Annotated in this window: 10 protein-coding genes; 1 reads left to right on the forward strand and 9 read right to left on the reverse strand. The window is 63.9% G+C overall.

What is annotated here, in order from left to right; genetic code table 11:
* Positions 1-43: 43 nt before the first annotated feature.
* Complete coding sequence (locus L2D01_06555; GenBank protein ID WBQ11437.1) at positions 44-283, forward strand: hypothetical protein; 240 nt, start codon at positions 44-46, stop codon at positions 281-283.
* On the opposite strand, the gene L2D01_06560 is transcribed toward L2D01_06555, so the two are convergent.
* From L2D01_06560 to L2D01_06600, 9 genes are all read right to left on the reverse strand, one after another.
* On the reverse strand, positions 280-1,797 hold the full coding sequence (locus L2D01_06560; GenBank protein WBQ11438.1) for a terminase large subunit: 1,518 nt from the start codon (positions 1,795-1,797) through the stop codon (positions 280-282). The two genes, L2D01_06555 and L2D01_06560, sit on opposite strands and share 4 nt — an antisense overlap.
* An 82-nt stretch (positions 1,798-1,879) precedes the next feature.
* Positions 1,880-2,251 (reverse strand): hypothetical protein, encoded by a 372-nt coding sequence (locus L2D01_06565; protein WBQ11439.1) that lies wholly within the window; start codon positions 2,249-2,251, stop codon positions 1,880-1,882.
* A 76-nt stretch (positions 2,252-2,327) separates the two neighbouring features.
* The gene (locus L2D01_06570; GenBank protein WBQ11440.1) at positions 2,328-2,966 is read right to left on the reverse strand and encodes a hypothetical protein; all 639 of its coding nucleotides are present in this window, start codon (positions 2,964-2,966) and stop codon (positions 2,328-2,330) included.
* 429 nt (positions 2,967-3,395) lie between these two features.
* A complete protein-coding gene (locus L2D01_06575) occupies positions 3,396-3,602 on the reverse strand; it encodes an AlpA family phage regulatory protein (protein WBQ11441.1) in 207 nt (68 codons plus the stop codon).
* 86 nt (positions 3,603-3,688) lie between these two features.
* Positions 3,689-4,123 (reverse strand): hypothetical protein, encoded by a 435-nt coding sequence (locus L2D01_06580; protein ID WBQ11442.1) that lies wholly within the window; start codon positions 4,121-4,123, stop codon positions 3,689-3,691.
* Positions 4,120-5,346, reverse strand: a complete 1,227-nt coding sequence (locus L2D01_06585) for a site-specific integrase (GenBank protein WBQ11624.1) — start codon at positions 5,344-5,346, stop codon at positions 4,120-4,122. The genes L2D01_06580 and L2D01_06585 overlap by 4 nt, the downstream gene beginning before the upstream one ends.
* 326 nt (positions 5,347-5,672) lie before the next feature.
* Complete coding sequence (locus L2D01_06590) at positions 5,673-7,136, reverse strand: DASS family sodium-coupled anion symporter (protein ID WBQ11443.1); 1,464 nt, start codon at positions 7,134-7,136, stop codon at positions 5,673-5,675.
* Between the two features lie 18 nt (positions 7,137-7,154).
* Positions 7,155-8,021 (reverse strand): hypothetical protein, encoded by an 867-nt coding sequence (locus tag L2D01_06595; protein WBQ11444.1) that lies wholly within the window; start codon positions 8,019-8,021, stop codon positions 7,155-7,157.
* 51 nt (positions 8,022-8,072) lie between these two features.
* Positions 8,073-11,180: a TonB-dependent receptor gene (locus L2D01_06600; protein WBQ11445.1), complete on the reverse strand. Its 3,108-nt coding sequence runs from the start codon at positions 11,178-11,180 to the stop codon at positions 8,073-8,075.
* Positions 11,181-11,199 lie beyond the last annotated feature (19 nt).

The following is an 11,199-nucleotide window of genomic DNA, read 5'->3' on the forward strand; positions in this document are numbered from 1 at the left end:
TCATGAGGTCGCGCCACGCTTGGCGCTTGGGGTTGAGCGGTTTGTGGCCGCACTCGATGCGCGTTTTCGCCGTGTGACAGGACGCGCAAATCGTCTGGAGATTTTCGAGGTCGAAGGCGCGTTCGGGGTGCGTCCGCACCGGCTGGACGTGATCAATCTCGAGCCGGGTCCGGGCGCCGCACTGGACACAAGCCCAGCCATCGCGGCGCAGCGCCTCCAGGCGGACGGCCTGCCAGCGGCGCGTTTTCAGGACCGCGCGCGAGTAGCGGGGAAAGCGGTCTAAGCCCATATCGCCACCCTCGCTCGCTGCGCCGGGCGGCCCATGCGGCGCGCACCTTCGGCCACGGCCAGAACGGAGGCGCTTACCGCGTCGATCCGGCCATTAGAGCGGGCCTTGGCCAGCTTCAGATTGTTGGCGGGGTCGCGCAGGCATACCGCGTCCGCGAAGGCGCTGCGCAGCAGCAGGGACGGGCGGGATTTCACCTTCCCGTCATACGCTGCGCGGCGGAACCGCTCGCAATCTTCGCCGCCATCGCGGAAGCCCGCGCCTCGCCAGACAACCGGAGCCCGCACGCCCGCGCGGTCCAGGGCCTCGCCAAACTCGGCTTGTTTGAAACGGTCGGCCACAACGGCGGCGATGGTCTCGCCTTCGGCCAGCGCCATGATTTCGGTCAGCCATGCCGCCGGGGGGACGGTTCGATCCCCTAGCGTGTTCAGCTCGCCGCGTTCGGCCATCTCCAGATAGCGCCCGCCAACGCCATCGCTGGCGCCGCGCTCGCCAAGGGGCGGGCTAGAGGGGAAGGTCGCAACGGTTTCCAAGCGGCCAGTTGCTGGCCAATACAATGCCGCCGCTGACATGCTGGCGGAACCGCCAAGGTCGATTCCGAGGATCAATTCGCCCTCGCGCGGGGGCAGGTCCACGGTCTCGCAGCCCAGCCATTCGTCCACGGTCAAAAGCAGGTCGCGGGTCTCGCCCGAAACTCGCTCATTGCGATTATAAAGTCTGAAACTTGTCAGGGTCGAACCGCCACGGGCGGCGGCGCGCTTGGCCTGCGCTTCGAGCCATTCCAGCGAACCGCCGATGCCATGCTTTGCGCCGGGGTTTGCCTCGATCAGTGACGGCATGTCATCAACCGGAAGGCCGGGGGCGGGGCGGTGCTCTTGCACATAGACGCCCGCTTGTTCGGTGTCGCACCACTGTGAGAACGGATGCGCGTCATCCGGGGCGCTTGTCGAGATGATCAGGGCCTTGCCGCCGCGCTTCCCCAAACCGGACAAAAGAGCGTGCTCCAGCTCGTCGCCCCGGTCGCGCTGCCAGTGTCCGCGCTCATCCATCAGCACAAGGTTTGGAGCGCTGCCAAGAGCGCTCTTGCCGTCCGCCGCGATGGCTCGCAACGAGTGTTCGCCGCCGGTCGCGTCCTCGTAAATGATCTCCAGCCGGGGGGACCGCTTGAAGGTCAGCCGGGCTTGTTCGTCTTCGGGCAGGGACCGGGCAAAGCCCGCCACAAACTGCCATGCGATAGAGGCTTGATCACGCGTGCGGGCGGCGATCAGGATTTCCCGGCGCGGCTGATCATCCCAGCGTCCCAAAAGGGCGCCCAGGGCGATGCCACCGGCCAGAGCGGTTTTTGCGTTGCCCCGGCCAATGGAAAGCACGGCGGTGTTGATCGCGGTGTCCAGCGCCCCGGTGACGAATTGGCGCTGGAAAGGCGCCAGCGAAACCGGCTTGCCCGCCAAGGGGCCTTCAGGAATCTTGAGGCTTTGCAGGAAGCGCGCGCACGCGGTCGAGGGCTTCATGGCCGCCCCCCGTGTAGCGAGAGCGGAAAACTCCCCTCCCCGGTCCCCCGGCGCACATTGATTCGCAGGCATTGGGACCAGCTCATAGCTTGCCCTTCCACCGGTACAGGATCGCCGTTTGGTCCGGGTCTGGCCGGACGGGTTCGACTTCCAAAAGCGTGACGGTTTCGCCGCCAATCGTGAGGGTGTCGCCAATGGCGGGGACCGCGCCAGTCGCCAGCGTATTGATCAGGCCATGCCGCTCGCCAGCGTCCAGGCCGGGCGTGACGCCAAAGGCTGACTTGCTGCCGGTGTCGATAGCGCGCACTGCATGGCTGACTTCGGTCTGGACCGGGTTTCCCCAGCCATCGGTCCCGCCGTCCTCGATACGGGTCAGCGTTGCCGCCCCGCCAAACTGGAGGGTCAGCCGGTCAGCAGCCTTGCGGTGCCGTGCATTTGGGTAATTCGCGCCCATGCTTCAAATATAGCACGGGGCAATATACAGTAGAATAATCTCATTCTATAACATAGCCTATCAGAAAGCGCGCCCTTCACTCGAAAACATCAGGAATGCGCTTCAGCGCGAAGGCCGCCATTGTTTTGCGGCGCTCTGGTTCGAGGGCGACGGCTGCCATCTCCAGGTCACGGATCAGCTCACGCCGTGGCCGGGCGACACGCTCCAGCTCCTCGCGCAGCTCGCACCACGCGGGCCACCATTTGTTGTTGTCCGGCCATGCGTGCAGCACCTTCGCAACCACGTCTGCGGGATAGTCGGAGAGCCGGTCCACATACGCCGCCATGCGCAGGCGCGCTTCCGTTTCCGATTGCTGGCGCGATTGAACAAGAGCGGCGTTCATCGTGGCGAGCATTCCGGCCAGCTTCGCGCGGCTGGCTGGAGGGGCATTGCTGCGAAGCTCTTGAGCCGCTTCAGCCATGTTTGCTGCCGAGCCTGAATAACGCCGCCATCCGATTGCGACTTCTTCACCGTCGATCCGGGGCATAGAGTTGGCGTCGCAGCTACTGGCCATCCGCGTTGAAATATTCCATCGCGATTTCAGCCATAGAGACACCGGCGCGTCCGGGTTTGCGTGGCTGGCCAGACTGCGGTCCAGGCCGCGCGCCAGCGTTTCCAGATTCGGGGCTTCGATTAAATCTGCTCGCGCGAGTGCGCTTTTGCTCAGCGTTTCCATAAGCATTTCCTTCAGTAGTTCGGGGGGCCGTGTGGCCCGTGTTTGTGGCACCGTCTGGCCCGTGTTTGTGGCACCGTCTGGCCCGTGTTTCTTCGGGGGGGCCGTGTGGCCCGTGTTTGGGATAGAAGATGGTTTTCCGGCTGCGCCCGCCGGATGAACCGCGATCAGCGATAAAGAACGCGCCTTCGATATGCTGGCGGATCATCCGCCGCACCGTCCGCTCGTTACTGCCCAGCTGTGAGGCGAGGCGATCCGCACCCGGATATGTCGCACCGGTTTCAGCGTTTGCGTGAAGGGCCATCAGCACGCCGACACGCGCCGCCAGCGGCGGAATGTCCGCGCACACGAGCGCATGAATCAGCGCCGCACGGTCAGCCTGGGGGAATGGGTGTGCTGTCATGGCCGCCCCTTCGCGCCGAGCGTGGCCAATCAAGCGCTGTTACGCTGCCGTTCAATCCATGCCAATATTTCTGACAGCCACCAATGTCGGCGTTTGCCGATGTAGATTGGCTTCGGAAAGTCCAGCTCAGGATCAGCGAGCATCCGCCATATTGTCATATCGCTTTTCCCGCCAAGCAATTCCTTGACTGGATTGGCGGTGATCAGGCGGTCGTTTTCGGTATCAGAGAGTGTCATTGTGTCGCTCCATGTTGAACACGGGATACACAGTGACGCAGCGTTAGCTTGATGTAATCCGCACGATTTTGAGATTTCTGCGGAGACTATATATTGAGATAAGGCTCTAGTCGCCGCTTACCATCATAATATCGCCTCTCGGCATAGGAAGGACTCACATTAAGAAATTCCGCAATAGCCTCGAACAAACCTTTGTCTGTTTTCATTTTTTTGTCTTCTGAAAGGATGCGCTGGCCTGTCAGGTAGCAGGCTATTTCATCATGGGTCCGCCCCTCTTTTAGGTGCTTTCCTTTCTCAAACGGCGCGCCGAACGCCTGATCCCATGAGCGAACACGCTCTTGCACCACGTCATCAACTGACGTGATAAACGCCTCTCGCGCCCAGTCCGGAACCGGGCGATTCCACGCGAGCGCATCGCGCACCGCATACAGTAGCGCCTTGCCGTCACCGTTCTGCCACTGCTCGCGCAAGGCGGTTTCCATGAGCGCGTGAAGGTCCGGCGTGTCAGTCTTTTCTGTCATCGCCGCGCCTCCAGCTCGATCACATTGGCCGGGGCCTCGCCGCTCACGATGGCGCCCACCCGGCGCTCCCAAGCCTCCAGCGCCTCGCGCTTTTCTGTCGCATAATCAAAGCGATTATAGACGCGCGCAATTCCCTTAATGATCCCCGTCCGGTGATTCAGGACGGCCTCGATAAAGTGAGGCGGGATGCGAATTTCAGCCATCCCGGAAGCGGCGGTGCGGCGCAAATCGTGAATGCGGAAGGGCGCAATCTCCACCGGCGAGCCGCGTTCCTTTGCCGCCGCCTCTGCCATGAGCCGGTCAAGCCGGGCCTTGGCCTTCGAGCGGCCCGATATAGGCGTGTCGCCGGTCGTGGTGAAAACGAGGGCGCGATCCCCGATCACGGGTGCGGCCTCGATTATCGCCGCCACGGCTGGCGCCAGAGGGATTGCGTGCGCCTCGCCATTCTTGGCGCGCTCTGGCGGTATCACCCATGTGTCGCCATCAATCTCGCGCCGGGTCATGCCGGTCACCTCGCCCACGCGCTGGCCGGTTAAGAGGCACACGCGCAGCGCATCGCCAAACGGGTATCCCATCGCCCCGGTTGCCTGCCAGAACCACCGGACTTCATCGGCGGACAGGACGCGATCACGGCTCTTGCTTTCAAAGGGCTTTTCCATTCCAGCCATCGGGGAGGCGGCGATCCAGTCGCGTTGAATAGCCCAGTTCAAAAGAGCGCGCAGGGCCTCAAACGTCCGGTTCGCCATCGCCGGGCGGTCAGCGAGAATGTCCAGCACGTCCAGCACGTCCCGCTTTGTCAGCTTGGCCACCGGGCGCGATCCGATCACCGGCAACACATACACGTCGAATATCCGCTTCACCTCTCCGATTGAGCGGATGGCCTTTTGGCGAGGTCGGAGCTTCAGATACTCCGCCACAAGGGCGCTCACCGTGTCCCCGCGTTTGTGTCCGGCTGCGCCGGTCTCGCGCCTGCGCTGCGCTTTCTCTTGTGCCGGGTCTGCGCCGCGCTCGATCCGCTCCAGCGCCTTCACGGTCATCTCGCGGGCCTCTGCCAAGCCCAGATCAGGAAACCGGCCAAGGGTCAGCTTCCGGCTGCGATCATTCTGGCGGTATCGTACTGCCCAGCTTTTCCGCCCGCTCGGCTGAACGATCAAATAAAGCGCGCTCTGTCCTGGGTCTGGTATCTCCAGCCGCTTTGACGGGTCTGGAGCCAAGTTTCGCACAGTCAGGTCTGTGAAACGCTTCACGCGGAGCACCTTTCGATTCACGAGGCTCTGTTACCCGGAGGCTCTAGGGGTAAATCGGCGGGGTAATAGGCGTCGTTTTGCTTCGATATATCGGAAGCTATCACAAGCCCGAAATATGTGTCTAGACAGGCGTTTGCGAGCGCTCTGGCGTTCGGGTCTGATAGGCACTGAAAGGGGGGATAAAATAGTTTACACCGAGAGGGTCGGCGGTTCGAGCCCGTCACCGCCCACCAATAAAATCCATTCAGCCTGATCGTCAAAACACGACGCAGGGCCTTTTGTGCGCTGGCATCCGCTGCCGCTCAGAACACCGCCGGGGCGATCACCAGCGCTACGACACTGAGCACGGCCACGGCGATGATGTTCAGCACCAGGCCCACCCGGGCCATGGTCGGGATCGCCACGAGCCCGGAGCTGAACACGACCGCGTTGGGCGGCGTGGCCACCGGCAGCATGAAGGCGCAGCTCGCCGCCAGGGTGACGGGGATGACATAGATGAGCGGGTCCTGTCCGGTCTCCACCCCGATGGCCGCGATCACTGGCAGGAAGGTGGCGGTGGTGGCCAGATTGCTGGTCAGCTCGGTCAGGAAGATCACCAGCGCCGTGGCCGCGACCACCAGCAGCACGGCATTGACGGTCCCGATTCCCGATAGCTGCTGGCCCAGCCACAAGGCGAGGCCCGAGCCGCTCACCGCCGCGGCCAGGGCGAGGCCGCCGCCGAACAGGATCAGCACGCCCCAAGGCAGGCGGGACATGGTGTCCCAGGTCATCAGCGCCTCGCCCTTCTTGCCTGACGGGATGAGGAAGGCCGCCATTGCGGCAATCATCGCCACGCCGGTGTCGCTGAGTTCGCCCACGAAGGGCAGACCTTCCAGCCAGCCGCGCCCGAGCCAGCCGGCGACCAGAAAAAGGAACAGGCCGGCGGTTCGCACCTCGGCCTTGCTCATGGCGCCCAGGCTCGTGCGCATGGACTTGATGTAGCGCAGCGTCTCGGACGAAGCCTTGAAGTCGATCGGGAACATGATCCGGGTCATCAGCAGCCAGGCCAGCGGCAGCAGCACCAGCGTGACCGGCAGGCCCACCAGCATCCAGCGCGCAAAATCGATCTCCACGCCATAGTTGTCGACCATGAAGCCGGCCATGAAGGCGTTGGGCGGCGTACCCACCAGCGTGGCCATCCCGCCCAGCGTCGCGCCATAGGCCAGGCCCAGCAGCAGAGAGATCCCGAAATTGTTGCGCTGGCGCAAGGAAAGCGTCGGCATGGTTTCGGCGATCACCGTGACCACCGAAACCGCGATGGGCAGGAGCATCAGCGTCGTGGAGGTGTTGGAGATCCACATGCTCACGAATGCTGCGGCGATCATGAACCCGGCGACCAGGCCGCGCGCATCGGCGCCGGACAGGGCGAACACGCTCAGCGCGATGCGCCGGTGGAGGCCGCAGCGCTCGATAGCCAGGGCGATCACGAAGCCGCCAAAGAACAAGTAAATGATCGGATTGGCGTAGGGCGCGGCCATACTGCTCAGCGGCGCCACGTCCAGAATGGGCAGAGCCACCAGGGGCAGGAAGGCGGTGATCGCGACGGGGATGGCCTCGGTCGCCCACCAGATCGCCATCAGCACGCCGATGGCCGCGACCAGCGTAGCCTCTCGCGGCAGCCCTTCCGGGGCGAAGGTGGTGGCCATGAGCACAGCCGCTAGAGGCCCCAAAACAAGGCCGATGCGCTGATACAGGGCAGGCCCGCTGGCAGGTTCAGATGCGGTCATGGCGTGTCCTGATCTCGATTATTCGGTCTGCGCGGCGAAGCCGCCGGGATAGCGTGCGATGATGGCGGCGGCCGCCTGCGCCATGCCGGCATTGTCGTGGGCGATGCCTGGCACAGACCCGACCTTCCAGTTGAAGTCCGCCCCCAGCGCCTCAGCCTGCGCCCGGCCCACGGCGGCGAAATAGGCGCCCCTCGCATACCGGTGAGGCCCTTGGGCGGTGGCCTCGGGCGTACGCCGCAGGTGACGGTGGCGCGGATCGGTGTCCTGATCGCCCAGCAGAATCATCAGCGGCGCCTCCAGCCAGTTGCGCACCGCCGCCTGCGCAATGCCGGTCCCGCCCAGGCCATAGGGCCAGGCGGCGCCGTCATGGGGCAGGGTATACCAGCCGGCATTGGCGGCGTAGGCGGTGATGAGGCGCGGCAGAGGCTCGAGCAGCATCGCGCGGTGCGCCACCTGTGCGCCGGCTGAATGACCGAACAGATGATAACCGGCTACATCGCCGCCGCGCGCGGCGATCGCGTCGAACAAGGGCTCAAAGGCGGCGTAGGCGAAAGGTCCGTCGGTGCCCAGACCGCCCAGATTGTACATCGCCGCGCCGGGAAAGGCCTCGGCGGTGAATTCCGGGGCGTAGACCCTGAGCCCGTAGACAGCCGCCAGCGCTTCCCAGTTGCGGGCATAGTCATCGGCGTTGCGGTCCACGCCGTGCAGCACGATCACCACGGGCGCGCCGGCCATCGCTTCGGCTGCCGGCTCAGCGAAGAACACGCGCAGCGGCGGTCCCGGCCAATCGGAAAACATGAAGCTGCCCGTGCGCAATGCCTGGCCAGAGGCTGGCCCAGTCAGCACTGCGAACACGGTCAGGATGAGTGTGAGGGCAGCACGCATGGCGCAATCGGGGCGCCGTCTGAAACAGACGGCGCCCCTGATCTCGCTCGATCAGAACTGCATGCGCAGGTCGAAGTAGATCTGACGTCCGCGAACGCTGTGATAGGCCGCGTCATAGCCGTTGGTCTCGTCGGCCAGGGGCGGGTCCACATCGAAGATGTTGTTGGCGCCCACTCGCACCCGGAGGCCGTCGAGCGGACCCGGGCTGTCCACATCATACTGGAGGTAGGCATTGGTCTGGGTCCAGGACTCCACGATGAACGGCTCCCCGGCCGGGTTCAGACCAGCGCCGGTGTCGATGAAGTCGCTGGTATAATCGGCGCGCACACCCGCCCCGAAACCGCTGTCATGGCGCCAGGTCACCCCGCCGGAGATGCGCCATTCTGGCTGGCCATCCTGACGGATGATCTCGCCTTCCTGGGATACCGTGATCTCGTTTGAGATCAGCCCGCTGTCCACCGCGTCGCGGATTTGCTGGGCGCCCGGAGACAGGGCGATGAAGTAGGTGTCCAGGTAAGACGCGTTCACCTTGATGTTGAAATCGCCGATCGGGGTGTCGTCAATGTTATAGTAGACCCCGAAATCCCACCCTTCGACGTCGATATTCTCGTTGTTGTCGTAGGTGTCCTGGATGAACAGGATGTCCCCGGCCGGATCAAGACCGGCGGCGGCGAAGTAGGCGATCTGGTCTGCGTTCGGCGCCGCGCGCACCACGTTGGGGTTGGAACTGCCCTGCAGGCGCAGCAGATAGTCCAGACTGATATGGTTCTCGGCGCCGAACACGCCGACCACGTTCTGACGCTGGATCTCCCAGCGATCCACGGTGACGGTCAGTCCGTTGAGGAAGCTCAGCGGCCCCTGGATGCCGCTCGGCTCGAACACAACGCCATAGGTGATGTTGGTCGCATCCTCCGGACCGATATCGTCGGCCACTGCGCGGCGCTCAATCCGCCCTTCACTGAAGCCGGTGCAGGCGCCAAAATTGGCGAAGGTGCCGTTGCGCACGCCCGCTTCGCAGGCATAGCTGTCCTCGCGGGCGTTGGACCGGTCCACGCCTTCATTGATGACAATCAGGTTGGGCGCGCGGAAACCTTCAGAGTAGGCGCCGCGGAATTTCAGGCCCGCAAACGGAACCCAGGCCGCCGCGATACGCGGCTTGATCCCGCTGCCGCCAAAGTCGGAATACTCCTCGTAGCGCGCGGCGATCTGGATATCGAACGTATCCACCAGCGGGACGTTCATGTCCGGGCTGACCAGCGGGATCGAGGCTTCGGCGAACGCCGCCAGCACCTCGCGCGAACCGCTGGAGTCCGGCGTCGGGCTGGTGCCGTAGATATCGGTTTCGCTGAATTCGCCCGTCACCGCGTCGGTGAAGGTGATGGTGCCGTCCACGCGCGCGTCGCGGTCCTCGTCATAGGCCTCGTATCGCGCCTCCACGCCGGCGGCGAAGCCGACCGATCCGCCAGGCACATTAAACAGCGCGCCATTGGTGACCCGGAAGTCGGCCAGCGCCAGCTCGGCGGTGCTGTCGCGCACCACGTCCACCAGGAAAGGTTCGATCAGACTGCGCGGGTTCGCCGTGGCGTCGCCCACTGACGGGTTAGCCGGATCGCCCCCGTTGAACAGGTTGTAGACGTCCGGGGTTTCCTTCATGAGCTCACGCTGGAGCAGGGTGCGCGAGATCGAGTTGTTCTCCGTGTCCTCGGCGTGGGACCGGTTGTAAAGCACTGCCGAATCCCAGTCCCAGCCGGACTGGCCGAACGTGCCGCGCGCCCCGCCCAGGGCCCGGAACTGGGAGTTGACCACGACGATGTCGCGGAAGCCCACATCGACGAAGCGGTAGCGGCCAGCGTCGGTGAAGACCGGCAAGCCGCCGGCTGGCACATTGCTCAGCCCCGACAGGCGGTTGGGGTTCGGCCGACCGTCAGAGAACGTCACCGGACCGAACGGGTTATAGTAATACTGCGCCGGAACCGAGATGTTGGTCGCGCCGATACCATTGCGCGGCTCGTTGGTGGAACGGGTCTCAGCCCTGTAGAAGCCGAACTCACCATACAGCTCCATGCCATTATCGAGATCATGGTTCACGAAGGCGAAGGCGTTGAACCGGTCGCGGTCGGAAATGATCGAGCGCTCGGTTGCCCCGTCATAGCGCAGATTGCGATCCTGGGAGCTGTCATCGATGCATAGTCCCGCGGTAGACAGGCTGTCTGCGCGGCAACCCGCGAAGGTATCCGGCTGAAAGTGGAAGACCCCCGATGGCGTCGTCAGGATTTGACCGTTCTGCCGTACGCGAGTTGATGTGGTGGTTCTCAGCGTCCACTGACCCCAGGGGGTCTGGGTGGCGCGATTGTCAAAGGACAAGTCGCCTTCAAAGCTGGTGCCGATCAGGAAGGGACGCCGGTCCTCGCTCGAGGCCACCGGGATTTCGTTCGCGAACAGGCCTTCGCGGCGCGAATACTGGGCGGAGAAGGACACATTTGTGCGTCCGCCATTGAAATCCTCGCCCGCGCGTACGGTCAGGCTCTGTTCGTTGAGTCCGTTGCCGGTCGCCCAGAGATGGCGGCCCTGAACATTAAATCCTGTGAAGTTGTCCGTGAGAATGGTGTTGAAAACACCCGCCACCGCGTCGCTGCCATAGATGGCTGACGCGCCGTCATTGAGCACTTCCACGCGCGAGATGCCCGATACCGGCAATGCGTTCACGTTCACCGTGGTGACCGGGGTGGACAATTCGGCCTGCGTCGACGGGCGATTGACCACCCGGCGTCCGTTGAGCAGCACAAGAGTGCCGCTGGACCCGATGGAGCGCAGGTTAATGGAGGCGATGTCGCCGCGCGCGTTGTTGTTGGTCGTGTTGTTGTCGTTGCGGAACTGAACGCTGCCCTGGGATGGCAGCGATCGGATCAGGTCTTCGCCGTCAACCCCGCCGATGGCGGCGATGTCGGCTTCGGTCAGGATGGTGACCGGCAGCGCCTCATTGATGCGCGCACCCCGGATATTGGTGCCGGTGACGACGACTACGTCATTGGCCTGGCGCGCAGCAGGCGGTTGAGGCTGAGGCTGTGGCGTTGTCACAGGCTCCTGCGCCAGCGCTGTTCCACACAGCGCAAGCACCCCGAGCGCCGCACCCGATTTCAAAATTCCCCGAACCGACATGACTTCCTCCCGGTTATGT

The sequence above is a fragment of the Hyphomonadaceae bacterium ML37 genome, assembly GCA_027627685.1.
Classification (GTDB): Bacteria; Pseudomonadota; Alphaproteobacteria; order Caulobacterales; family Maricaulaceae; genus Oceanicaulis.

Coding starts and splice junctions, on each gene's coding strand:
- L2D01_06560 (WBQ11438.1), bottom strand. CDS start 1,797: ATGAAGCCCTCGACCGCGTGCGCGCGCTTCCTGCAAAGCCTCAAGATT.
- L2D01_06565 (WBQ11439.1), bottom strand. CDS start 2,251: ATGGGCGCGAATTACCCAAATGCACGGCACCGCAAGGCTGCTGACCGG.
- L2D01_06570 (WBQ11440.1), bottom strand. CDS start 2,966: ATGGAAACGCTGAGCAAAAGCGCACTCGCGCGAGCAGATTTAATCGAA.
- L2D01_06575 (WBQ11441.1), bottom strand. CDS start 3,602: ATGACACTCTCTGATACCGAAAACGACCGCCTGATCACCGCCAATCCA.
- L2D01_06580 (WBQ11442.1), bottom strand. CDS start 4,123: ATGACAGAAAAGACTGACACGCCGGACCTTCACGCGCTCATGGAAACC.
- L2D01_06590 (WBQ11443.1), bottom strand. CDS start 7,136: ATGACCGCATCTGAACCTGCCAGCGGGCCTGCCCTGTATCAGCGCATC.
- L2D01_06595 (WBQ11444.1), bottom strand. CDS start 8,021: ATGCGTGCTGCCCTCACACTCATCCTGACCGTGTTCGCAGTGCTGACT.
- L2D01_06600 (WBQ11445.1), bottom strand. CDS start 11,180: ATGTCGGTTCGGGGAATTTTGAAATCGGGTGCGGCGCTCGGGGTGCTT.